Origin of the sequence: Hallella seregens ATCC 51272 (assembly GCF_000518545.1) — a bacterium.
GTDB lineage: Bacteria > Bacteroidota > Bacteroidia > Bacteroidales > Bacteroidaceae > Prevotella > Prevotella seregens.
The window spans coordinates 1-23724 of the sequence record NZ_JADU01000035.1 but is presented as its reverse complement, the minus strand read 5'-3'; the positions used below and the strand labels follow the sequence as shown (position 1 = coordinate 23724).

At 48.3% G+C, this 23724-nt stretch carries 28 protein-coding genes and 1 pseudogene; 7 read left to right on the top strand and 22 right to left on the bottom strand.

What is annotated here, in order from left to right:
* Positions 1 to 103: 103 nt before the first annotated feature.
* Positions 104 to 358: a hypothetical protein gene (locus L888_RS0110220; protein ID WP_027952821.1), complete on the top strand. Its 255-nt coding sequence runs from the start codon at positions 104 to 106 to the stop codon at positions 356 to 358.
* A gap of 4 nt (positions 359 to 362) precedes the next feature.
* On the top strand, positions 363 to 593 hold the full coding sequence (locus tag L888_RS0110215; RefSeq protein ID WP_027952820.1) for a hypothetical protein: 231 nt from the start codon (positions 363 to 365) through the stop codon (positions 591 to 593).
* Positions 594 to 735: 142 nt separating this feature from the next.
* Here L888_RS0110215 and L888_RS0110210 read toward each other — a convergent pair whose 3' ends face one another.
* From L888_RS0110210 to L888_RS0110110, 21 genes are all read right to left on the bottom strand, one after another.
* The gene (locus tag L888_RS0110210; RefSeq protein WP_044249136.1) at positions 736 to 2175 is read right to left on the bottom strand and encodes a caspase family protein; all 1440 of its coding nucleotides are present in this window, start codon (positions 2173 to 2175) and stop codon (positions 736 to 738) included.
* A complete protein-coding gene (locus L888_RS0110205; protein ID WP_027952819.1) occupies positions 2172 to 3050 on the bottom strand; it encodes a hypothetical protein in 879 nt (292 codons plus the stop codon). The genes L888_RS0110210 and L888_RS0110205 overlap by 4 nt, the downstream gene beginning before the upstream one ends.
* 115 nt (positions 3051 to 3165) lie before the next feature.
* The gene (locus L888_RS0110200; RefSeq protein WP_027952818.1) at positions 3166 to 3681 is read right to left on the bottom strand and encodes a lysozyme; all 516 of its coding nucleotides are present in this window, start codon (positions 3679 to 3681) and stop codon (positions 3166 to 3168) included.
* Positions 3665 to 4126 carry a DUF3872 domain-containing protein gene (locus L888_RS0110195; RefSeq protein WP_027952817.1) on the bottom strand — a complete coding sequence of 154 codons (462 nt, stop codon included), beginning with the start codon at positions 4124 to 4126 and terminating at the stop codon, positions 3665 to 3667. The genes L888_RS0110200 and L888_RS0110195 overlap by 17 nt, the downstream gene beginning before the upstream one ends.
* Positions 4127 to 4147: 21 nt before the next feature.
* Positions 4148 to 5002 carry a toprim domain-containing protein gene (locus L888_RS0110190; protein WP_027952816.1) on the bottom strand — a complete coding sequence of 285 codons (855 nt, stop codon included), beginning with the start codon at positions 5000 to 5002 and terminating at the stop codon, positions 4148 to 4150.
* Positions 5002 to 5586, bottom strand: coding sequence for a conjugal transfer protein TraO (locus tag L888_RS0110185; RefSeq protein WP_027952815.1), 585 nt, complete (start codon positions 5584 to 5586; stop codon positions 5002 to 5004). The genes L888_RS0110190 and L888_RS0110185 overlap by 1 nt, the downstream gene beginning before the upstream one ends.
* Position 5587: 1 nt before the next feature.
* Positions 5588 to 6508, bottom strand: a complete 921-nt coding sequence (gene traN / locus L888_RS0110180; RefSeq protein ID WP_012457205.1) for a conjugative transposon protein TraN — start codon at positions 6506 to 6508, stop codon at positions 5588 to 5590.
* A gap of 38 nt (positions 6509 to 6546) precedes the next feature.
* Positions 6547 to 7914, bottom strand: coding sequence for a conjugative transposon protein TraM (traM, locus tag L888_RS0110175; protein WP_027952814.1), 1368 nt, complete (start codon positions 7912 to 7914; stop codon positions 6547 to 6549).
* A complete protein-coding gene (locus L888_RS0110170) occupies positions 7865 to 8197 on the bottom strand; it encodes a TraL conjugative transposon family protein (RefSeq protein ID WP_012457207.1) in 333 nt (110 codons plus the stop codon). Before L888_RS0110170 ends, traM begins: the two co-directional genes overlap by 50 nt.
* Positions 8194 to 8817 carry a conjugative transposon protein TraK gene (traK, locus tag L888_RS0110165; protein WP_012457208.1) on the bottom strand — a complete coding sequence of 208 codons (624 nt, stop codon included), beginning with the start codon at positions 8815 to 8817 and terminating at the stop codon, positions 8194 to 8196. Before traK ends, L888_RS0110170 begins: the two co-directional genes overlap by 4 nt.
* A gap of 19 nt (positions 8818 to 8836) precedes the next feature.
* Complete coding sequence (gene traJ, locus L888_RS0110160; protein WP_012457209.1) at positions 8837 to 9913, bottom strand: conjugative transposon protein TraJ; 1077 nt, start codon at positions 9911 to 9913, stop codon at positions 8837 to 8839.
* 2 nt (positions 9914 to 9915) lie between these two features.
* Positions 9916 to 10545: a DUF4141 domain-containing protein gene (locus tag L888_RS0110155; RefSeq protein WP_004341668.1), complete on the bottom strand. Its 630-nt coding sequence runs from the start codon at positions 10543 to 10545 to the stop codon at positions 9916 to 9918.
* A gap of 149 nt (positions 10546 to 10694) precedes the next feature.
* A complete protein-coding gene (locus L888_RS0110150) occupies positions 10695 to 13181 on the bottom strand; it encodes a TraG family conjugative transposon ATPase (RefSeq protein ID WP_027952813.1) in 2487 nt (828 codons plus the stop codon).
* Entirely contained in the window at positions 13178 to 13555 is a 378-nt protein-coding gene (locus L888_RS0110145; RefSeq protein ID WP_027952812.1) for a DUF4133 domain-containing protein, read from the bottom strand. The genes L888_RS0110150 and L888_RS0110145 overlap by 4 nt, the downstream gene beginning before the upstream one ends.
* Before the next feature lie 4 nt (positions 13556 to 13559).
* Positions 13560 to 13859, bottom strand: a complete 300-nt coding sequence (locus L888_RS0110140) for a DUF4134 domain-containing protein (RefSeq protein ID WP_004332848.1) — start codon at positions 13857 to 13859, stop codon at positions 13560 to 13562.
* A 172-nt stretch (positions 13860 to 14031) separates the two neighbouring features.
* Positions 14032 to 14625 (bottom strand): hypothetical protein, encoded by a 594-nt coding sequence (locus L888_RS0110135; protein ID WP_027952811.1) that lies wholly within the window; start codon positions 14623 to 14625, stop codon positions 14032 to 14034.
* Complete coding sequence (locus L888_RS0110130; protein ID WP_027952810.1) at positions 14613 to 15353, bottom strand: ParA family protein; 741 nt, start codon at positions 15351 to 15353, stop codon at positions 14613 to 14615. Before L888_RS0110130 ends, L888_RS0110135 begins: the two co-directional genes overlap by 13 nt.
* 29 nt (positions 15354 to 15382) lie before the next feature.
* Entirely contained in the window at positions 15383 to 15970 is a 588-nt protein-coding gene (locus L888_RS0110125) for a hypothetical protein (RefSeq protein WP_027952809.1), read from the bottom strand.
* On the bottom strand, positions 15967 to 16320 hold the full coding sequence (locus L888_RS0110120) for a DUF3408 domain-containing protein (RefSeq protein ID WP_027952808.1): 354 nt from the start codon (positions 16318 to 16320) through the stop codon (positions 15967 to 15969). The genes L888_RS0110125 and L888_RS0110120 overlap by 4 nt, the downstream gene beginning before the upstream one ends.
* 25 nt (positions 16321 to 16345) lie before the next feature.
* Positions 16346 to 16774 (bottom strand): DUF3408 domain-containing protein, encoded by a 429-nt coding sequence (locus tag L888_RS0110115; protein ID WP_004362407.1) that lies wholly within the window; start codon positions 16772 to 16774, stop codon positions 16346 to 16348.
* Entirely contained in the window at positions 16758 to 17540 is a 783-nt protein-coding gene (locus L888_RS0110110; RefSeq protein WP_027952807.1) for a ParA family protein, read from the bottom strand. The genes L888_RS0110115 and L888_RS0110110 overlap by 17 nt, the downstream gene beginning before the upstream one ends.
* A gap of 799 nt (positions 17541 to 18339) precedes the next feature.
* Between L888_RS0110110 and mobA the strand changes: the two genes are divergently transcribed.
* The 5 genes from mobA to L888_RS0110085 all read left to right on the top strand — a co-directional run bounded on the left by mobA (position 18340) and on the right by L888_RS0110085 (position 23568).
* Positions 18340 to 18753 carry a conjugal transfer protein MobA gene (gene mobA / locus L888_RS0110105; protein WP_027952806.1) on the top strand — a complete coding sequence of 138 codons (414 nt, stop codon included), beginning with the start codon at positions 18340 to 18342 and terminating at the stop codon, positions 18751 to 18753.
* Entirely contained in the window at positions 18738 to 19967 is a 1230-nt protein-coding gene (gene mobB / locus L888_RS0110100) for a conjugal transfer protein MobB (RefSeq protein ID WP_027952805.1), read from the top strand. Before mobA ends, mobB begins: the two co-directional genes overlap by 16 nt.
* A gap of 13 nt (positions 19968 to 19980) precedes the next feature.
* Positions 19981 to 21993, top strand: coding sequence for a conjugal transfer protein MobC (mobC, locus tag L888_RS0110095; RefSeq protein ID WP_027952804.1), 2013 nt, complete (start codon positions 19981 to 19983; stop codon positions 21991 to 21993).
* A 304-nt stretch (positions 21994 to 22297) separates the two neighbouring features.
* Positions 22298 to 22501: a hypothetical protein gene (locus L888_RS14930; protein ID WP_004584101.1), complete on the top strand. Its 204-nt coding sequence runs from the start codon at positions 22298 to 22300 to the stop codon at positions 22499 to 22501.
* 29 nt (positions 22502 to 22530) lie between these two features.
* On the top strand, positions 22531 to 23568 hold the full coding sequence (locus L888_RS0110085; protein WP_019189207.1) for a PDDEXK nuclease domain-containing protein: 1038 nt from the start codon (positions 22531 to 22533) through the stop codon (positions 23566 to 23568).
* A gap of 42 nt (positions 23569 to 23610) precedes the next feature.
* Here the strand turns inward: L888_RS0110085 and L888_RS0110080 are convergent.
* Positions 23611 to 23724, bottom strand: a pseudogene (locus L888_RS0110080) (RteC domain-containing protein); the annotation flags it as partial.

The following is a 23724-nucleotide window of genomic DNA, read 5'->3' as shown; positions in this document are numbered from 1 at the left end:
AGTATCACGAGCAGATAGTGAGCCTTGTCAATGCCAACCGCAAATTGATAAGGCAGAGAATGAGAGCGACAGCATAAGCAACAATCACCAAAACATCACAGATATGAAAGCAGAAATAGAAAGTATCGTATGCAGCTGGGCGGACGAGATACCCTATATCCTTGTAAGGATAGTCAATGCCATTACCCTATCCGCCAATGAAGAGGAACTGAGGGCTGCCGTCAAGCGGATAGCCGAAGAAACGGAACTTGACAAGTTCTTTGCATACGGCTATGGCGCACACCATTTTTGGCTTACCCATCGCAGGTTATCCAATGGAGAGCCAAAAGAACACAGATTACTAATTGCTGAATTTTGAGAATATGAAGAAGAGAGTTTACAGAGTACGGACGCGGTACATTTTTGAGGGAGTGTTTGAGGTTTATGCCAAGAGCAGGGAGGAAGCACGGCACAAGGTCATTCTGGATTGCGGATTGGTGATGGGTGGAAGCATTCACAGCACTCTTCCTGATGAGGAAATCAATTGGGCTTTCTCCACACACCCCGATGTAAGGACGGGACGGGTAACCGTTCAAGAAGAACTGACGAAGTAAAGCGGTCGGCAGATTTGCCGACCGCTCCTTTCTTTCGTGAGCTTCGGGCGGACAAAGAAAGGAGCAAAGAAACCCCGATAAAAAACACCTTGTTACTTTTGACGGTGAGTTGAGACGGCTCAAAAGTAACAAAAAGCCATTATCAAGGTAAATCTTCGTCAAATAGTTCTTTTGCAAATGCAATCTTCTGTAACGAAATATTGCTATGTATTTGAATTAAATCCTGTGGTGCTGTAAGAAAATTAGACAAACAAGATTTTACTCCTAACTCATTTATGCCATAAGTACAACTACGAGAGAATGCTTTTGTTATATCTTTATTCTCTACATTAACTTTGTGTATAATTTGAATTGTTTCCTCTCCAAAAGGCGTTTGATTGTTTTTTCCTTCTGCGCTGATGTCAATATCAATTGGCTCATCTTGAATAGTAGGAATATAAAAGAGTCGTTCTTTATATGGTTGGAGAATATCCCTTATAAAGCCAAAAGATTTTGCAAATATTGGATTTCTCCGAAGAAAAAACACTTTGTCAAAATCATGTCTTTTTAGTTCATTCCGAAAATCTCCTTTACTATCAAAGTATATCTCGAACAGAATACCATTGAGTACATGATTTTCTCCATCTTTATTGTATTTTGACAGGTTGTTCCCAAGATTTTCAAAAAATCTTTGCACTTCCCACGCATAACCATTAGCTTGGTATAAATTGCGTCCCAAAATAAACTGTTGATTTTTGTTGAGGTCAGAAGCAGGTATTCTGCGAACCTTTTCCATTGCAGGGTTTTGTCTATTCCAATCACAAGAACGGAGTTCCAAGATTAAATTACCAAAAACATCGCCTCCATCAAACAGGGAGTCTTTAACGACAACTTCGTCATAAGGGATTTCTACCGAATAAACCAATTGCCCAGTATTGAAAAAGAAATCCCCAATTAAAGACGTATGTTCCCATGGCGTTTGAGTTCCATTAGTTAGGTTATAGACCGTTTTTCTGACTTTCTTAAAAAGACTCTCAACAGATAATGTTTCCCTTCCTATATATTGCAATAAGGCACTTGTATACACACTATGACCATCTTGCCCATTCCCATCTTTCGCTCCTTCGTTTGGAGAGGTGGAAAAGGCAATAAGAGTTCCCTTGGGAGCCTGTACTTGTGCAAAAGAACTTGCAACTCCTCTATCAAAAGTTCTTCTACAGGCATCTATTATTACTATATTTACTTTCCCTGAATGTGCTTTGAGAATTCCTAAGACCTCTGTTAACCTAAGGCAGAATCTGTTTGCGTCATGTTTATTTACAGGGGGTATTTGATAGTCTATTGGTATTAAATAGTTTTCGCCTTCAAGTTCAAAGCCATGTCCTGCAAAGTAAAAGATAGAAGCATCATAATCCTTTATCTGATCTTCAAAATCTGTTAGTATACGTGAGCAATCTTCTGACTTGATATTTAGTTCCTTACGAACATCATACCCAAGACGACGAAAGATTTTTGCTATCTCCGAGGCATCATTTACAGCACACTTTAGCTGAGCACCTTCAAAATAATCATTGTTCCCGATAACAAAAGCAATTGTTTTCATCTTTTCTTGTTTTGAGTTATTTGAAATAATGCGGCCTTCAGTACTTGAAAGCAAATTTTTGCGGTATTTTCATCTGGGGAAAAATGCTCTGACATCTGCTGAAATGGATGAATATAATTTCTAAAATCTCGCAATGAGTGACTGAATTTCTTGACATCCTCTCTTAGGAAACCAACCTCACAAGATACGTCAATAAGATTACTAAGTGTCCATTCATGAAACGGCCGAATCTTTCTCGTTTTGTTATCTCTTGGAGCAGATTTAGCTTGATTATACATTGCTGGATTATTTTGAGCTAATCCCAACAAAACTCCCTCTAATGTACTTCCAGAAAGGAATATTACAGATAAAGCAGCTTTTGCAGATAAATAAGTTTTGATTTCGCTGATACGTGCTGCTATATAGGGTAGCACATAATTGTCTATAGGGAGACTTTCAATTGAAATATCTGCAAATTCCGCATTTAGGAATTCTGCTTCCGTATTATTTACGATGCGTTCTTTCTCCTTTTCCTTGTCAATATCTACCCCTGTTGCTTTTGAAAAAGTTATTTCTCGACCTTTACGTATAACATTCCACCCATCAAAACAGAGGTATTGATTGAAGTCTGCTATAAAAGAATCTAATTCAGAGAATCTTCCGATAAAATTTACTGGCGCAAAAACATCCTTAATACATCTATCTAATTCGGGCTTTCCATTCAATGCACGTATTTTCTCCTCTGTGTATATCCATCTTGAGGGAAAGCCATTTCCATACACATCTCTAAATCCATATTGATTGAAAAAAGCAACAAGCTTAGAACCAGAACGATATTCTGTTTCTTCATTTATTAACTCTCTCAATTTTTCAATAGTCTTCTGCGATATAATCATTAACTTTTCTTATTAAGTTTGCAAAGTTACTCATTCATAGCGAGAAAGGCGAAGAAAACAACAGGAAAACGCCCCTTGCGAAGCATAAAAATGTCGCAAGAGGCGTATTTGAAAATCAGGGTATATAAAACAGGGCAAACTCTACTTTTCGTCGTTTGACAAGCCCTCTGAGGACTTTGCCCTTGTATCGGCAGAAAGATATAAATTCACGATAGAAATTCCTGTCGCCCGACTCTATCTTCCGCAGCAATCGGCTCTTGGGATGCTTGCCATATCCCAGCAACCTGCCCGCTCCAACGTTGTAGGATAGAACGGCAAGCAGCAGGGCATCTTTTTCGTAGTCCTTGAACATCATCAAACGCTTCATCAGGTCTGCCCGAAGCAGAGAGTCTGCCTGCCGTTCCGTCATCGCCGCCGTGAACCGTTCTCCGGGCAGAATCCGATGTCCGTAACCCACATAAGGATAGTCCTTCCAAGAATGTAAGCCCTCGAAATACTTGATGCAGACTACGCCACGCTCAAACGGCGGTAGTGAGAAGAGAGCCTTTCCGCCCTCCTGAGCGAAAAGGCGGAAGCAGGATAGGCAAACAAGGCAGAACGATAAAACGAGAAGTTTACTTCTTGTTCTCATTCGGTTTCTCCTTTTCCTCGTCCTTTTGGCTGTTGAACTCAAACGAAAGTTTTACCGTCTGTCCGAAATTATCCTCTACATACACATCAATGGTCTGCTGGTCGGTGGATGCAGAGGTGTAGTATAGCCTGAATTCTTCTTTCGTAAGCGGGTAACGGTCATTGGGTTTGAAGACCGTGCCGTCGTCCATCTTCAGCCGTCCCTTTCCATCGGGCTGAAAGTACCTTATGGTGTAGCGGGTGTCGGCAAAGTTGCCCTCCCTTTTCAATGTACAGCGTATCTCCGCCGTCTGTCCCTTGACGATGTGCTTCTGCACCGGCATTTTCTCTACCGTGAACGGGTATGCCTGCTGAATATCCAGCTCGTGATCACAAGCAGATAAACAAAACCCGGCGAGGGCAAGCACTCCCATTACCCATATTGTGTTTATAATTTTCTTCTTCATTGTTTGTTATCGTTTTGTTCGTTATACATTGTTCCCTGCATTCTTGGAAAGCAGAAACTCATTCAAATCCTTATGGTCGGCATACAGAGAGCTGCGGTCAATGACCTTTTCCCCGAAATCAGCCCTCAGCCTTTCCAATGTTCTTCGCCCCGCATCATCATTATCGAGATAGCATTCTATCCTGCGATAAACGCCCAGCACTTTCAGTGTTTTCTCCACATTGGAAACGGAATTAAGAACAAGCCAGTCCGAAGCAATGATGCCTAACTGCATAGCCGAGAGGTAATCCATAAAGCCCTCAAAGACGGAACAGACGTCCGAGCCGTTGCGCTTCAGTGAAATGTCTTTGGGCGGTATGCAACCCTTGAAGATACGGCTGCGCAACTCCAGTCCTCCACTCATATTACGGAAGCCGATGGCATAGTACCGCTTGCCCCGTACACGATACCTCACCTCCTCGCAGTTGGGGATGGCAACGTGAGCATTGATTCCTCGTTCTACCAAATAGCCGAGCAGTCTGCCATTCAATAAGGGACGTGTCCAAATATCCTCAAAGGAGGGTTCTCTTTCTTTTTCCCTTGGCGAATGCTCCATAACGGGAAGCGGACAAGCTCCGTTCCGTGCGATGAATGCCGCCCGCAGGAGGAAATCCTTACTTCCGATAAACTCTCCTGCCAAGTCGAAGATGTCGCCGCCTTTGCCAATGCCAAAGTCGAACCATACGTTTCTATTTATATCAACCTTGAAGGAGGGTCTCCGCTCCATGCGGTACGGAGCGGAATACCACAAGGCATTTCCTTTCTGTTTAGTCGGCTGAATCCCCATTGCGTTCAGGAAGTCCGCAATGGGTATCTCTCTCATCTGTCGTGCATCCATCAGTCCAGCATGATTTTCAGTCCGACACCGTACTGGGCATGAAAACGCCCCGTAGATCCTCCCCACAGACAACGTTCCCTGCCGTAGAGCAGCAGTACAAGCCGGTCACTCAGATAGGTCTCCGCCTGTAGGGTGATTGCCCCACCATAGATAAAGCCGTCTTTATTGCGTATCGTAGAGCCATCGAACAGCAGCTTCTTTCCGCCATTGACCGTCTCATAGCCCGCCAAGGCGGAAATACCTGCTGATAGGAAAAAGGTTTTACTCCCGTCTGAAAGCACGCCAGAGAAGAAACCTCCCTCGCCCGTGAACTGCTCCACAGGAATACGGCTCTCCCGATTAGGGTGGTATCTGCGGAGATACTCCGCCCCAAGCACCCATTGATGCCCGCCTTTGGTGTAGGTGGCAAGCGAAGCCCCGAACGTATAGCCCGTCTCATTCTTGGAAGAAGGAGAATAAAAACCGTCCGCCATGCCTGCGGTCAGGCGTATACCTTTCATCTTGGGCAGACAACGCTGGGCGTGCGCCTGCCCTGCAAAGAGGGCAAGCGACACGACAAACAGAAAAAATGCGAGTTTTCTCATATCACTTCACTTTGAGTTCGTTGATTTCCCTCGCACGCACAAGGTCTTCATTCTCCACGACAAAGGATTGGTGTCTTCCACCGTTCTTCTCGTGCATCTCCACAATGAGATGCTTGTCATCGGGGATGGTGAACTTTTGCAGGGTGAATACCGTGCGTTCGCTCTTCTGCCCCGCCACGCAGGTGATGTAGTTGTAGGCACGCAGCGGAAGCAGTACCTGCTCCTGCATGGCGGTCTGCTTGGCAACCTTCTTGTCCACGATTTTGAACGTGATGAAGTCGATGTCGAACGGCACGTTGGACTTGTTGCGCAGTTCCGTATGGAAGTACAGCAGTCCGTTGTGCGAATACAACCCTTTGAGCAGGTACTGAATACCGAAGGACTTGCTGCCGATGTGCTTCACCGCCCGCCTGTCCTCCTTGTGAATGGATTTCATGATGAGCCTTACCAGCATCGGGCTTTCGCTTCCGAGTTCCTTGAGATAGACCTCCATGGCGTTGTTCGGACGGTTTACGCTCTCCCCATCGTGGATGAAGTCCGCCATTTCCACATTGAGTAACAGCGGCTCGTTGGCATACTTGACATTAAAGGTGTAAAATGCACCGTCTTCGGTGATGACGCTCATGTTCGTCTCTTCGTGGAAGTCCTTGACCGTCGCCTTCACACGGATGACGTTTTCCGCCCCGTCCGCCTTCCCCGCAATGAGGTTGGGCGAACCCAGATCCACATAGCGCACGGCAGAGGGGAAGATGATGTGCACCGTCTTATCGTAGGTAATTTCCAAGCCGTGGGGTGGTATCATCCGCTCAAAGGCAATTTTGCGGGTCAGCCCCTGATAGAGGTCTCCGCTTGAAGTTGTTTCCTGTGCGTTGGCACAGACTGCGCCCAGCATCAGGGCGATGGCTAAAACTGTTCTTTTCATTTTTACTTTGGATTAAAGTGGTGAATAATAACTGTGAATTACTTGTTTTCAGATTGGTAGATCAATACCTTGTATCCTGCTTTGAGATGTACCTTGACGGAGCGCATTTTCTTTGAGAAATACTGCGAAGTGCCTTGTATCAGCCCCTTGCCCAAGTCGGCGGCAAGCTGAGCCCCCGCATCGGTGGAGATGTTCATACTACTGCCTGCGGAAGTACCCATTCCTGCGACAATCTCCTTGGCGGCACTGCGTTCCATCGAGCCGGGGATGAATATCCCTGCTTGTCCGTCCGTATCGTACACCGCCAATTCCACGGGGATGATGTTCCCGTGATATTCCAGCGAAGAGATGAATACGTTCAGGCGTTCGCCCTGTATCTTCGCCACGCCGACCAACGAGGAGTTCCGAGGGATTTCCTTGCCGGATACCAGCATCGGTTCCAAGAGACGGAAACGTACCGTTTGCCCGTCCGTAACCGTCTGCCGGGTATGCACACAGGCGGAGATGGTATTCTTCTCCGTCAGCGGGGCTGTTCCGATGGCGGTATGGAACATATAGTTTCTCTCCTTGACATATTCGGAGCGGAAAGTCGAGTCGCTCATCGGCTGTGCCAGAGCCGACACTATTTGACCGCTCACCTGCCTGACAGGAAACGCTATCGCCTTTCCATTGCGACCGGAAGAGACCACTTTCCTTTCGGAAGCCGTCTCACTCCCCGAAGTCGAAGGAAGAGCAGCGGGAACGGATTGCCCCTTGCCTCCTGCAGGCATATACTTGGCTGCCAGCTGATAGGATTTTTCAAGCAGAGCCATCTGGTCGTTCACGGTTATAGCGGGCGACTGTTGTTCATTACTCATACGACTTTCCAACTCCTTCAAACGGGTACGCATTTCCTCCTTTTCCGGATCTTCTCTCGGTATCTCATAGAAACTGCCGAGCGTGCGGTTGATGTCTTGATAAGCGGAAGCCGAAGCATGGAATCCCTCTTGCGGAGCAGTAGTGCGAGAGCCGAAGCCGTTGTCTCTTTCCGACAAATCCGTCTTCAAAGCCAATTCTTCGGAACTCTGCACCGGTTGCCCTCCTGTCATCTCCCCGAACATGGAACTGAGGCTTTGCATGGCACGACTTCGTTCCTGCTCCTTCTGTTCCATCATCTCCTTTTCATAGGCTTTCTTCTTGTCGCCGATGAGTTCCGAGGCTTGCGGATCCGGTACTTCCGTATTGAAGCCCTTTGACTGTTTCTCCTCCTCTTTCTCCGAAGGAGCGAAGATGAGCCACATAGAGCCCGCAAAGAGCAGGAACATCAGGGGGTAAATGACAAACTTCTTTCGCCTTTGTCTCTCTTCCTCCGTCAGCTCAGGCGAGGTGCTCGCGTCGGAGGCTGTCTTTCTTTTGAATGGGTACATAATCGTAATACTTTAATAGGTTGATACTATCGTTGGAATAGATCCGCCTGACTTCAGGCGTTTCGATATGCTCGATAACCGGCATGTTTCCCTTATTCCCTCTTTCCTCAAAGAAGATATGGCATATCCCTTGAAAGAAGAGGTAATTGGAGAGAAGGGCGAATACCGCCAGCATCGTCAGGACGACATACAGCCTCAGATGAGCGGGGATGCGTCCGCACAGGCGGCGGAGTCTTGCCTCAGCTCCCTCCTGCATCATTCGGAACAGACTTTTCTTTTTCATCGTTTACGGGTACTGATGTCTTTGTTCTCCACAATCTCGAATCCTTCGATATTGAAGCCATTCGGATTGTCATCGCTGCGGCTCGTATTGAGCAGGCGGCATACGGTCACGAGACTGCGCTCGGTCACGTTGGTCGCACGGATAATCATCTGTCGGGCATACGTCCGTACCGCATAGGGATAGCTGTCGAAGTCACAGAGTACGCTGTCCACCTGCACGACCTGATTGATATTTCCTGCCACGATACGGTTGTAGTACCCTTTCTCGGAGAAATCCCGATAGTAATTGTAGGCACTCTTGTCCGCCAAGAGCAGCGCACGGGAGATATTCCCCTCAATGGCACTCTTATCGGGCGAAAGGGTGAAGAACAACTCGTGGAAGCGGCGCACATGCTCCTTGGCTTCTGCGGGTCTGTTCTGCGACAGATCCTGCGACAAGGCGAGCATCAGCGACTTACCGCCATCCAACACATAGATTTTCTGCCTTTGGGCTTCGGCAAAGGAGTAGGCACTCCATACCGAATACCCCGCAAGGAGAGCACACAGGCAGACGACGACCAAGGTAAAGAGGCGTATCTGCTTGAAACTTGTTTCGATATTCTTTAATGACTTAAATTCCATAGCTTTTCATTCTTGTTTATTATTCGGGAGCATTTCCGCTTCTCCTGCGGAAAAGCTGCCCTGCCACCTCCTTGGCTTTATGTCCCGCACTATGCAAGACCTGTTTTCCGTGTCCTCCGGCAAATCCACCAACGGCTCCGCCCACAGCACCTGCGATACCGGCGCCCTTTCCTGCCGCATAGTTCACGTTTTTACCGTAGTTACCCGCTCCTCCGGCTTGTATTACCCAGCCCGCAACCGTTGGAATGGTGAAGTAGCCGATGATGCCGATAATCATGAAGACGAGGTACACACCGTTCGAAGCATCTATCGTATAGGTGGGATCATTCTGCAACTGCGTGATGTCGTGTTTGAGCATCAGTTCCTGAATCTTTGCCAGCATCGAACTGAACAAGTCCGCCACAGGCAACCACAGATAGATGGAGATATACCTCGTGAACCATTGCGTGAGGGTGCTTTGGAAACCGTCCCACACGGAGATGGCAAAGGCTATCGGTCCCAAAATGGAGAGGACAATCAGGAAGAATGTCCGAAGCGTGTCGATGAGCAGGGCGGCAGCGGCGAAAAGAAGTTCCAAGAACTCCCGTACCATATTGCGAAACCATTTCTTGAAATTGTACATACTGCGTTCCACATACATACCCGCCATCGTCGCCATATCCGAGGGAGAGATACCGAGTTCATCCAGTTTCTTGTCGAACTCTTCGTTACTCACCAGATAGGCTGTTTCGGGATTCCTCACCATCGCCTCGTATTCCAGCTTGTCCCGCAACTTGCGGTATTCGTCCATGCTGAAAGTCTGCTTTTCGAGCATCTTGTGCGTCCCCTGCACAACGGGGCTGAGCACGCCGTTGATAGTCTCCAGCACCATCGGAAAGAAGAGGATACAGAGACCGAGCGCAAAGGGACGGAGCAACGGATAGACGTCGATGGGTTCGGCACGGGCAAGCGTCTGCCACACCCGAAGTGCCACATAAAAGAGCGCACCCAAGCCCGCAATGCCTTTGGCGACACCTATCATGTCACCACACATAGGCATCATCTCCGTGTAAAGCGAACGGAGGACTTGGTGCAGGTTGTCAAATTCCGCTCCCATGATTACCAATACCTTTCGTTGTCCGTTCCATAGAGCGAAAGCACCCGGTCGGTGTCCTGCTGCTTCTTGGCTCTGAGATAGCTCACGGAGATGTTCTTGTTCGTGTAGTAACGCACAAGGTTGCGGTAGTCCCTGATTTCCTTGTAGCAGCGATCCACCACGTCCATACGCTCCTTGTCGGTCATCTTCAGCGTGGTGATGTTCACTACCTGCTTGAGTTCCTTGAGCAGGTTGTTGCTTTCTCCGAGCAGTTTGGTGTAGCCGTTGGCAATGGCGACCAGCTCTTCCGGTCGGAAGTTCGGGTCGGAGAGCATCTTCTTGTAGTTCTTCACATAGATATCGGAGATTTCTCCGACCATCAAAATTGTCTCCTTTACCCGTTGGGCGTCCCGCACGAGGTTGTTCACCTTTTTCAGGGCATCGTAGTATTTCTTGCTCTCATTGTAGAGCTTCTCGACCTCCTTGAAGTTGTCAAGCGTGTTCTTGACCGTCTTGGAGGTCTGCACGATTTCCTTGGTCGTGTTGATGATACTCTGTGCAAGATTGGTGGGGTCTGTGACCACCCACTGGGCGTGTGCGCTGCCTGCCAAGAGGCAACCGCACGCCATAAGCATTAAAATTTTCTTTCTCATTTTTTAAATTGATTTTAGCGTAGATACAATGTCGTTCGAACCACTCGGAAAAATCAGTCGAGTAAATCTGAAAATCAGTCGACTGTTTTCTTGAAATATGACGCCATATTTTTCGGACTTGTTGTATTACGCGGTTAAACATTCATTGATTACTCTTCTTCGGCGAGCTGCCTGACGGCAAGCTCCATATTCCCGCCGAGTTGCTCGGCACGGGCAAGTACGCGCATCTTCTCGGTCTCCTCCGTCGTGTAGGTGAGGTATTCGGCTTTCGACACTTCGGTGGCATAGACAGCAGACTGCACACCTCCCAGTCCGATCCACACCTCCTTGTACGACCGTGTGGCATCGTTGCTCTGGTTGATGGAGAGTATCTGCCCCCGCTCCTTGTCCGTCAGTCCCAAGAGTGCCTGAATCTGGTCGAACTTGTTCATGTACTTGCGCTGGTCAAGCAGTATCTTGCAGTCGGAGTTGTTGATGATGGACTCCTTGACAATGTCTGAGGAGATGATGTCATCCACCTCCTGCGTCACTACGACCGCCTCACCGAAGAATTTTCTTACCGTCTTGTAGAGATACTTGATATATCCCGCCATATTCGCGGACGCAATCGCTTTCCAAGCCTCCTCGATAAGGATGACTTTCCGTATTCCCTTCAGACGTCGCATCTTGTTGATGAAGAGTTCCATAATGATGATGGTGGTAATGGGGAAAAGAATGGGATGATCCTTTATGGAATCGATTTCGAAGACGATAAAGCGGGCGTTCAACAGGTCGAGCTGCTTGTCCGAGTTCAGCAGGTAGTCGTATTCGCCACCTTTGTAGTACGGCTCCAGCACGTTGAGAAAATTGGCCAAGTCAAAATCCTTTTCCCTGACCTTTTTCTCACGGAGCAATGCCGAGTAGTCGGTGGTGAGATACTCGTAAAAGCTGTTGAACGAAGGAACGAGACCGTCGTCCGTCTTGATACGCTCGATAAAGAGTGAAACGGCATTGGAGAGGGCGACCTCCTCAGAACGGGTGGCTGGCTCGTTATCCTTCTTCCAAAGGGTCAGCAGCAGTGTCTTGATGCTCTCCCTTTTCTCCACATCATACACCTTGTCGGTGGTATAGAAGGGATTGAAGCTGATGGGGCTCTCATCCGAGTAGGTGAAGTACACCCCATCCTCGCCCTGCGTCTTGTGGCGTATCATCTCGCACAAGCCCTGATAGCTGTTTCCCGTGTCCACCAAGACGATATGGGTGTTCTGCTCCCAATACTGCCTCAAGAGGTGGTTGGTGAAAAACGACTTGCCACTGCCCGAAGGACCCAAGATGAATTTGTTTCGGTTCGTGGTGATGCCTTTCTTCATCGGCAGGTCGGAGATGTCGAGATGAATGGGCTTGCCGCTGCGGTCAGCCATCTTGATGCCGAACGGTGACAACGAATCACGGTAGTTGGTCTCCTCATTGAAGAAACAGACCGCCTGCTCGATGAAGGTGTAAAAACTCTCTTCTGCGGGGAAATCGGCTTCATTGCCAGGAATGCCTGCCCAGAACAGCGTCGGCACATCCACCGTGTTGTGTCGTGGCTTGCACTCCATCAGAGCCAGCTGACTGCCCACGTCGTTACGGATACGGCGAAGTTCCTCCTCATCATCGCTCCACGCCAAGACGTTGCAATGACAGCGGACGGAGGTAAGCCCGAAGCTGTGCGCCTCGTTCAGATACTCGTCAATCCATTGCTTGTTGATTTGATTGGAGCGACTATAACGGGAGAGCGAATGCATATTCCGTGCGCTCTTCTCGAAGCGTTGCAGGTTTTCCGCACTGTCATCAATCAAGACATACTGGTTGTAGATATGGTTGCACGAGAGCAATAACCCTACGGGAGCGGCAAAGGAAAGGCGACAGTCGCTGCGGTCGGTGGATAATCGCTCATAGCGCATATCCGTGCCTACCAGCCCGGGCAGGTCTTCCGTATCGGAAAGGGTATGCAGGCAGAGCCGCTTGTCGCCGATACGCATTTGGTCGGCTCTCAGGTCGATGTCCTCCAAAACCGTCGTGTCGGAGAGGGACAGCGAGAAATACTTCTCAATCAATCCCGGCGTCTCCTCCGTCCCGATAATCTCCTCGTCCGTCAGGCGAGAGAGGCGAATAAAACCGCTTTCGTTCATAATCCGCTCGAATTGCTCGGTCGCTTCGAGGAACTTGCGGGCAGTATCCTTGTCCCGTACCTCCTTGGGGATGATATGTCCCCGGCAGAGGGTGGAGAAGTTGCTTTGCTGCCGGTTGCGGTTCTTGGTTGTCTTGGTCAGGAACAGGTAGCAGGCGTGATTCAAGAACGGTCGCTCATTGAAGTGTCGCTCGAAACTGCGGGAGAGGAAACTCATATCCTCCTTTTGCAAGTCCGGACGGTAGCCCTCCTTGACAAACCAATCCTGCTTGTGTACAACGCTGTAGGTCGGCAACACCTTGATTGCCTTTACCCAAGAAGAATGGATGGCGGCATACTCCGCACTCGTCACCGTATAGAGTTCGGGAAGCTCGACCCGAAAGGCGACCGTAATGTCGGCGTCTTTCGAGAGGATACACCCCTCTTCAACGGCAAGCAGCGGAAAGCGGTTCTCCAGAGTGGTGGCTTTCAGTATATTTCTCATTGCCTTTCCTCCTTTTCTTTGTTTTTCCTTTCTTCCTGTTCTCTCTTTACTCTTCTCTGTTCCTTGTGTCGGAACAGACGGGGAATGCGACGACGGTTGATAAGGTAACGGGGATGGCTGTGCAAGGCGGAACGCTTCATCAGCCCATATTCCCCATACTTCCTGTTCAGGGAGAAGGTCTGCCACACCAAAACGGATGCGGAAGTCCCTCCGAAGCCGATACAGATCCATTGATTGACACCCGCCATATAGAGGATGACAAACAGCACGAAAAGGGCGAGTAACCCTCCGGCGAAAATGAACAGATATTGGCTTTTGAGTCCCTGAAACTCTACCGAGCGACCGATTCCCTTGTTGATGGGATAGGTCTCCATAGGCTTAGAGGAAGAAACTTCTCAGAATGGTGGCTGCGACAATGAGGAAGATACAGGCTCCGAACCAGCTCGCGGCGGTCTTCGAAGTGTCCGGATCGCCGGACGAGAACTTTGAATAGACTTTTACCCCTCCGATAAGTCCCACAACCGCACCGATGGCGTAGATGAGTTTCGTGGCAGGGTCGAAATAACTCGTCACCATGTTGGTGGCTTGGTTGATACCCGACAAACCGTTGCCTTGGGCAAAGGCAGAGGAAATGGAAAGCAGCAGAACGGCTGCGATAAGAAAATGTCTTTTGGTCATAAATCTTTGTTTTGTGCCGAGAGGATTGGATAGGCTCTCCCGACGGGTGAATACTGTTGTTACTTTCGGATTTTAGTGGTGGCTCTCTTGGGATCAGCCGTACTCTTTTTCTTTCATTGCTTGTTGCATTAAAGGGTTCATACTATTGGGACAAAACCATTCGGAAGGGGCGTTACGCCTTTTCACCGCTGTAGAGTTCCTCGAAACGGGCACGGACGATTTCATCGATCGTGGCTGAGCGTTTCGCATCGCTTCGGAGCGTTTCCATCAGGCGGGTTCCTTCCAACGCTCTCAGCGTATCGCCGGTACTCTGTCGCTCTGCTTCGGTGTGGGCGTGGCGGTGAATGACCGACAAGGCTTCCAGCACCCGTTCAAAATCAATTCCCGTGGCATATTTGCTTTCTCCCGATACGGGAAGTTCTTCATCTTCCTCTTCTTCAAAGGATGGAGCATCTGAGGACTCATACGTTAAAGGAATCTCATCTATGTCGGGTAGATCATCCGGCTCTTCCGATGGCTCTTGTCCGTTTTCGAGGGCAAATGTAGAAGCCTTTTTTGCTTCTGCCTCGCCTTTTGGATAACTGCGTACTTGTGGCGTCGAGTGGCTTATCTTAAAGTGACTCTTACCGATGATTTCGGCTTCACAGACCGTTTGACAAGGCTCTTTTGGGGATGCTCCCTTCTTTCTTCTTTTCCCCTCATACAAGAGAAAAAGAAGTAGCCACAAAAGGTAGAGCAAGAGAGCGGCAAGGACTATTCGATACATAGGCGTTGCAGGATTTCGTGAAGTTCATCGCCTAACCCGTCGCATAGCTGACTCAACTTTCCTCCGTGGGGTGGGAAGAGGGTGCATACCCCTCTTCTGCGTTCGGAAAGCAGCGGACGATACAAACGGGAGTGGCTCAATGAGGTCTGCATCAAGAGGACTCCCGTTTCATCGGAAAGGGTGCGACAGCGTTCGTCGGCATCCTCACGTTCCCAAGCCTCTATCATATTGCGAAGCAGGTAAAGCTCCCTGATATTGCCCTTACCCATCGTCAGTATCTGCTCTCCCAAGATGTCTATGAAATGGCGGACGGCTTCCATATCCATCGGACTGCCCGTAACGGGAAAGACGGCGACATCCATTGCTGAAAGCAACTCCACCGTCCCTTCGGTACGCATCAATGGGGGAAGGTCGAAAAGAATGCATCGAGGATGGCTGTCCACACAGTGTTGCTCCACTCGCCTCAGGGCTTCCCGCACCGGAGTGCAGATAATCGGATAAGGGGCATAGGCTGTCCGATGTTTCAGGCGCATCAGCCTTTGATGATTCAGGTCTTCCGACTCTTGCTGTCGCAGACGGGCGATGGTATAGACGGGATGGTTGCAATCCACGACGGCGACATCGCATCCTCTGTGGTAATGCAGAATGCTTGCGGAAAGTACCGTAAGCGAGGTTTTGCCGACACCTCCCTTGGGGGAAGCGATGGCAAGATAGATGGGCTTACTCATATTTTCTCTTTGCTTTGAACGGGTGAATACTATGTCTTGATAAATCGTTTGTAATCGAAATTGCCTGACTGAACTTCTTTCGGAGCTTCTTCGGCAACGCGCTCCAGCAGCTCGCGGACACGTTCCCCGGCCGCTTTCTTAATCGCTTGGAACATCGGGGAGTCGTGTATCTTATAGATGGTTTCGGCAGCTTTTGCAGCTTCTTCTATCGGAGCATTCTTGCAGGAGAGGACATTGCCCATTTGTTGTAGTTCTTCCACGGTGATACTTTCCGAAAGGGAGTGGCTTTCACCTTGGACTTCCACCAATACATAATCCTCTTCTTCGGGGATGAAAGGAGAGGTTTCTTCCGACATTCCCGTTTCAGGCGTCTGTTCCTGTTGCTCTTCTTCGATGGGCAACTCGGCTAAAAGGATATTCTCCTCTTGGGAGGATCCCTTTTTGGGGATGCGGATGGTAACGACGAATTTCCCCTTGCCCCGTTCCCGGAAAAAGAGCCGCAAGTCACGATAGAGTCTCACGGCACTCCGATAGCGTCCGTACAGGAAGCGGGTGACCTGCACGCTGCCGAGATAGGCTAAGCCGACCGACATCAGAATGAGAATCACCTGCTTCATCGCTCGAAACGTTTACGGAACTGTTGCTCAAAGAAGGCGTCTATCTCATCACGGTGACTCTCTAAGTGATGCCGGAGAATATGTTCTACGAATGCCCCAATCGTCAGTTTGCCTGCGGCTGCCACATAGACGATTTCAGAAATCTCTTCCTGTGTCTTTTTGGAAATGAACACGCCCTTTCTGTCTCCGATGTTCAGGGGTTGCAGAAAGGTGGTTTCGTAATCGCTCTTCTCTTCCTGAAGGAGACCTGTAGAGTGTCCCTCGGAATGTTCGATGAGCGTGGTGGAGTTACGGATAGTTACTTTTGAAGAGACGCTTTTTCGTTCTCTGCAGGACTCTTTGCCTGCCATTGGTCGGTTTGTTTTCTGTTTCATATCACAATAATTTCTTGAAGTTCTTTTCACTTAATCGGTTGATTTCTTCCTTGTAGTCCTCCAAATGTTTGAGAAGGATGTTTTCCACGTACATGCCCAATGTCATCTCCCTCTTTCGGATGAAGAGGACGATTTCCGACAGTTTGTCCTGCAACTCTCTGGAGATGTAGATTGCCTTGCGGTCATACAGGTCATTGCGGTGCATGAAGAGCGAGATGTAATCTCCTTTGGCGGTATTCTTGCGACGTGTTCGGATGGGGAGTTGTGGCTCTTCCAAAGCCTCTTTCGGTGTTTCCGAAACAGACTCATCCACCTCTTCAATGCCGGGAGAGGGGATCATCTCGCTCTCTTTCTTTTTCATCGGGATACCCTGTGAAATCAGTTCCCGGATGGCGACGGGATCTATCGCCCCTTTATTCTTCTCTGCCATACGCTTCAGGTTTTACGATGGACAGGATTTCCTCCACGAGCTCTTTCAGACGACTGCCTCTGAGCAGCGTGCGAGAGGCGGGAAAGATAGTCGAACGGAAGAGGGTCGTACCCTCATCCATCACTTCCTTTTTGTAGCGGGTCGTATTGGGGACTGCCGTCTTCAAGACCGGAAGTCCCAACTCGGCAATGACCTTTTCATACATCGCATAGAGGGGTGTCTTCTCTCTGCCGTCCACCATGTTCCAAAAGAGGTAGATCCCTTTGTTGGCAGTGTCTGTATTGTCGGTTATCGCCTCCTTGATGATGGCTGAAAAGCTCAGCGTGCTTTCCAAGGATATACGGTCGGCGGAGATGGGTGTGAAAATGTAATCCATACCGGAGAGAGTGGTCAGCACACCATCATTGTTGATGGTTCCGGGCAGGTCAAAAAAGACGAAATCCGTATCCGACTCGTTCGTTTCCAGATATTCCCTGACCGTATCCACGGCTGCCTCTGCCGTGGCACAAAGGATGGTGTACGTGGGCTTTTGCAACTCGGAGAATTGGGTGGCTGCCAATTCTTGCAGCGCGGGGTTGCGATCCACGCCCTGTGCGTCACGCTGACGCATGGCATTGATGCTGAATTGCGGATAGTCGCAATCCACCACAATAAGGTTATACCCGCAGGCATAGTGCAGGTAACTTGCCGTCAAGACCGTAAAGGTCGTTTTGCCGACACCGCCCTTCTGGGTGGAGAAGGCAATGAAAACAGGTTTCTTTTTCATTTCATTTTCTGTTTAATGGTTCTACATATATGTGTGGAAAGGCGCATGCACGCCTCGGCTTGTTTCCTTGAAAAGGCAGATATGGAAACGAGTCTGTGAGGGAATAAATCCCCGGACAGGCATACGGCGAGGTATTCCGATAAGGGAACATAGACCCGCCTTTGGGGATATGTCCCTCCTTGCATAGGAGTGGAGCTATATGACGGGAGTCATACCTGCACACGTCCACCCATCCATACGTCCGCACTTGTACCCTTGTGCAAGGGTGTGAGGGGCGACGGGTGCAATAACTTGTACATATTCTCATTTCTATTTCCATTTCCGTAATTGTCTGTTCAAATGGCTGCGGACTGGTTTTTAGACTTGGGCAGGCAGGTATGTCCACCGACCAGCAAACACCTGTTCGACGGGGCAAATATAGAAGCCTTTACCCCCTTGTTTCTACCCTTTTTGCTAACTGCGTACTTGTGGCGTCGATTTGCGTATTTGTGGCTCCGTAAAAGATAAGTGACTTAGGCACAACGCTTAGTAACTTTGCACCCAAGCGGTAAGCCGAAGTCTTCGAGACATAAAGCGTTCTTTTTTGAGTGAATCGTTTTCCGTCTTTCGCGGACGGATTTATTTGCGTCGGAGCAAATAGCAAGGTATGTTTTATGCAGCACGACTCCGTTTTTGCAGCATAAAAACCCTTGCTCTTGCAGAGGGCTGAAAAAACTCCGAAGTCGTTTTTTCTTGGAAGAGAGAATGCGATGCCTCAAATGCCGGTGATGTCGTGAAACACTAAAATCCAAAGTAAGAAATGAAAATGAAGAAGATGTGGAGCATAAGCTCCAAAGTGAAGACCGAAAAACGGGTTTCAGTCAATTTTACGGCGATGGAATTTGCCGAATTTCTCTCCATGAAAGAAACGGCGGGTGTACAAAGTCAGTCGGCTTTCATCAAGGCAAGAATCTTTAATGAGACATTCCGAGTGATAAAAGTCGATCGTTCGTTGCTCGATTACTATCAAAAACTGACGACTTTGTACGGACAGTTTCGCAGTGTAGGGATCAATTACAACCAAGTCGTGGTTGCTTTAAAAAGCAATTTCACCGAGAAAAAAGCCTTTGCGATGCTTGCCCAACTGGAGAAACTGACACTCGAATTGGCGGCTATCGGAGGCGAAATCGTACAACTCACCCGTGAATTTCAAGAGAAATGGTCGCAAAAATAAGCTATGGAAGTTCCTTGTATGGGGCGTTGGCATACAACGGAGAGAAGGTAAACGAAGGCGTCGCAAGGATATTGGAAACAAATAAGGTGTTCTGTCCTGCCGATGGTGGGCACGATATTACCGATTGTATGCAGGACTTTCTGGCATATATGCCAAGCCAAGTTCATACGAAAAAGCCCGTTATTCATATCTCCTTGAACCCGCATCCCGATGACAGACTCTCCGATGAACAGTTCTCCGCCATTGCATTGGAGTATATCGAGAGGATGGGCTATGGCAATCAGCCTTTCGTGGTCTATAAGCATGAGGATATAGACCGGCATCACCTGCATATTGTCACCTTAGCCGTCGATGAACAAGGAAAGAAGATTAACGATGGCAACAACTTCTACAGGAGTAAGCATATCACACGGGAGATAGAGCAGAAATACGGCTTGTTGCCTGCCGAAAGACAACGGACAAAGGAGGCTTTTCGACTGCAAAAAGTCCAACCCCAAGAGGGAAACATCAAAAAACAATTGGCTTCGGTTATCAAACCGGCAGCAAAATTCTACCATTGTCCGAGTTTCAAAGAATACCGTGCCTTGCTCTCCACCTATAATATATGCGTGGAAGAGGTCAAAGGGGAGATGTATGGAAAGTCCTATAACGGATTGGTCTATTTTGCTACCGATGATAAAGGTAAGAAGGTGGGTAATCCTTTCAAGGCTTCCCTTTTCGGGAAGTCTGTCGGATATGAAGCTCTGCAAAACAGGTTCAAGGCTTCAAAGGAGAAACTGAAAGAAAAGCAGTTTGCCCCAAAGACGAAAGCAGCCGTAGTGGGAGCATTGAATCATTCTGCCACAAAAGAGGATTTCAGGGATAATCTCTATCGCAAGGGAATTGATGTCCTCTTTCGTGAGAACGACGAAGGGCGGCTCTATGGCATCACCTTCATAGACCATAGCAACGGCTGTGTCGTCAATGGCTCACGATTGGGCAAGGAACTTTCGGCAAACGCCGTTGCCGAGTGGTTCGACCGCCCGCATCTCGAACTGTCTGCTCCTATACAGCAGAGTGAGAAAGGCAGTATTCCCCAAACTCAGACTTCGGACGGAGATTCCGTCTTGGGCAGTTTACTTGACCTGCCCTTGGAGACACACGGAACGGATTGGGAGGAAGAACAGTTCCGCAGACGGATGCAGCGCAAGAAAAGAAAACAACGTAAACTCTAAAAACAGAAAGATTATGTCACAACAAGAAGACGATTTGAGAGCACTGGCGAAAATCATGGATTTTCTGCGTGCCGTAAGTATCATACTGGTGGTTGCCCACCTCTATTGGTATTGCTATGAAGCCATCAAACTATGGGGGCTGAACATCGGTGTGGTGGACAGGATACTGATGAATTTCCATCGCACGGCGGGACTATTTGGAAATATGCTTTACACCAAGCTCTTTGCGCTGGTACTGATGGGGCTTTCCTGTTTGGGTACAAAGGGCGTGAAAGAGGAGCATATCACTTGGTCGAAGATATGGGCATTCATGGGCGCCGGCTTTGTCTTTTTCTTCCTCAATTGGTGGATACTTGCCTTGCCACTGCCCATAGAGGCGAATACGACTCTTTATACTTTTACGATAACCGTAGGCTATGTTTGTCTGCTGATGGCGGGACTCTATATGAGCCGACTCTTGAAGAACAACCTGATGGAGGATGTCTTCAATCAAGAGAATGAATCCTTTATGCAGGAGACAAGACTTTTGGAGAACGAGTACTCGGTCAATCTGCCGACCCGATTCTATTACCGCAAGAAATGGAACAGTGGCTGGATAAACGTGGTCAATCCTTTCCGTGCGGTCTCCGTCTTGGGAACGCCGGGCAGTGGTAAGTCCTATGCCATCATCAATAATTTTATCAAGCAGCAAATCGAAAAAGGTTTTGCCATCTACTGCTACGACTTCAAGTATCCCGACCTCTCCACGATTGTTTACAACCATCTGCTGTATCACTCGGAAGGATATAAGGTCAAACCGAAGTTTTACGTGATCAACTTCGACGACCCTCGTCGGTCGCACCGCTGCAATCCGATACACCCCGATTTCATGAGCGACATTTCAGATGCCTACGAGTCGGCGTACACCATCATGCTCAACCTCAACAAGACGTGGGTGCAGAAACAAGGAGATTTCTTCGTGGAGTCGCCAATCGTACTCTTTGCCGCTATCATTTGGTATCTCTGCATTTTCGAGGGAGGAAAATACTGTACCTTTCCGCACGCTATTGAGTTTCTCTGCCGCAAGTATGAAGACATTTTCCCAATACTGACTTCTTATCCCGAATTGGAGAATTACCTTTCTCCTTTTATGGACGCTTGGCTCGGAGGGGCGGCTGACCAGTTGCAAGGGCAGATAGCCTCCGCCAAGATACCCTTGTCAAGGATGATAAGTCCGCAGCTCTATTGGATTATGACAGGAGATGATTTCACACTCGACATCAATAATCCCAAGGAGCCTAAAATCCTATGCGTAGGAAACAATCCTGACAGACAGAATATCTACGGAGCGGCATTGGGATTGTATAATTCGCGTATCGTCAAGCTCATCAATAAGAAAGGGATGCTGAAAAGTTCGGTGCTGATAGACGAGTTGCCTACTATATACTTCAAAGGACTTGATAATCTGATTGCCACCGCGCGAAGCAACAAGGTGGCGGTATGCTTGGGGTTTCAGGACTTTTCGCAACTGAAGCGCGATTATGGAGACAAGGAAGCTGCTGTAGTGATGAATACTGTCGGAAACATTTTCTCCGGTCAGGTGGTCGGCGAAACGGCAAAGACGCTCTCGGAGAGGTTTGGCAAGGTGCTTCAGAAACGGCAGAGCATGAGCATCACCCGTAGCGATAAGACCACTTCCATCTCCACACAGATGGACAGCCTGATTCCGCAGAGCAAGATTTCCACGCTCACACAGGGAATGTTCGTGGGAGCGGTTGCCGACAACTTCTCCGAACGTATCGAGCAGAAGATATTCCACTGTGAGATTGTAGTGGACAATGCGAAAGTTGCAAAGGAAACGGCTGCTTACCGCCCGATACCCATTCTGACAGACTTCACGAATGAAAACGGAGAGGATATGATGGAGCAGGAAATCAAGGCGAACTATGACCGTGTCAAGACGGAGGTGCGGGAAATCGTGGAACGGGAGTTGCAGCGGATTGCCGATGATCCGGAACTTTCCAAACTACTCAATACCAAGAAATAACGGTTGTTTTTCTTGGCTCTAAGGCAGAATTTTTGTATTTTTGAACACGCTAATTGATTACACTATGAATTGTTTTAATCATACCCAAGAACCGGCAGTTGCCCAATGCTCAGATTGCGGGAAAGGACTATGCTCAGAATGTGCGGAAAGGTATCAGCCGATACTCTGTACACCTTGTTTTCAGAAAAGAAAACGTAGTGAGATTTGGCGAAGCATCTTCAGTCTGTTGTTTCTCATCGCCTTGTTTGTCATAGGTTTCAGATGGAATTTCTTAGCGACCAAAGGTTTTGAGGATATGAGATGGATGTCCGGATATGTGCTGATGGCGATATGGTCAGGCTATCTCTTCGCTGAGAAGTTCATTCCCTATAAAATGATTGCAGGAACAAACTGGCAGTGGGTATTTTACTATATCTTCAAACTCCTCCTCTTTGTCATCATAGGAGTCTTCACCGCTCCTTTCACCTGCCTGTGGGCTGTCTATAGAGTAATCAGGGCTTTTCGATAGAACTTGTGGAAACCTTATAAGAAAAGAATATGAGTATGCATAATATATCGCTCACTTCGACAGAATACCAAAGTTTCAGAGACGAGATAACCAAGCGCATTCGCTCCGCACAATACGAGGCGTTGAAAGCTGTCAATAAGGAGATGATAGCCCTTTACTGGGAAATTGGCATGCGTATTACAGTACAGCAGACAGCACTCGGCTGGGGAAAATCTGTTGTGGAAAACCTTTCCCAAGATATTCAAAAGGAGTTTCCGGGCATACAAGGATTCAGTGCGAGAAATATGTGGGATATGGCACGATTCTACTCTGAATATCAATCAAATGAAATTCTGCAACCATTGGTCGCAGAAATCAGTTGGACAAAACATATCGTCATTCTGACCAAGTGTAAGGAGACACAACAGAGACAGTTCTACATCTTGGCAACCAAGAAATACGGATGGACGAAAGACGTGCTGATACACAAAATAGAATTGAAGACGTATGAGAACTTCCTGCTCGGACAAAGCAATTTTGATACCACGCTACCCGAAAACATTCGTAATCAAGCCGTCCTTGCCGTAAAAGACGAGTACACTTTGGATTTTATCGGATTGGGCGAGGGGCATTCTGAATATGAGCTGGAACAGGCTATCATCAAGAATATCCGCTCTTTTCTGATGGAGTTCGGAACGGACTTTTCGTTCATGGGGAATCAGTACCGACTGGAAGTGGATGGCAGGGAGTATTTTATTGACCTGTTGCTATATAACCGTCGCTTGCAGGCAATGATAGCCGTGGAGCTGAAAATCGGTGAGTTTAAGCCTGAGTACAAAGGGAAGATGGAGTTTTATCTCAATGTCCTGAATGAGACGGTTAAGTTGCCGCATGAAAACCCTGCCATCGGCATCATCATTTGCAAATCCAAAAGCAGGACGATTGTGGAATATGCCCTCAAGACTTCGGCAATGCCCATCGGTGTGGCGACATACAGCCTTTCACCCGAACTGCCCGAAGCCTATAAGGAACTGCTTCCGGCATCCGAGGATATAGCCAAGAAATTGGAACTGCTTATCAAAGAATAAGACAGAGGGAGATACTCCGAATCAGAGTATCTCCCTTTTGATTTACCGCTTCTTGAACTTTCCGCCTTTCAGGTCGCTCTCCACCATACGCTTGTTCAGCTCCTCTCGGAGTTCATCAAGAAAATAGGTGCGGCTGTCATCCTTGCGGCGTTTCAT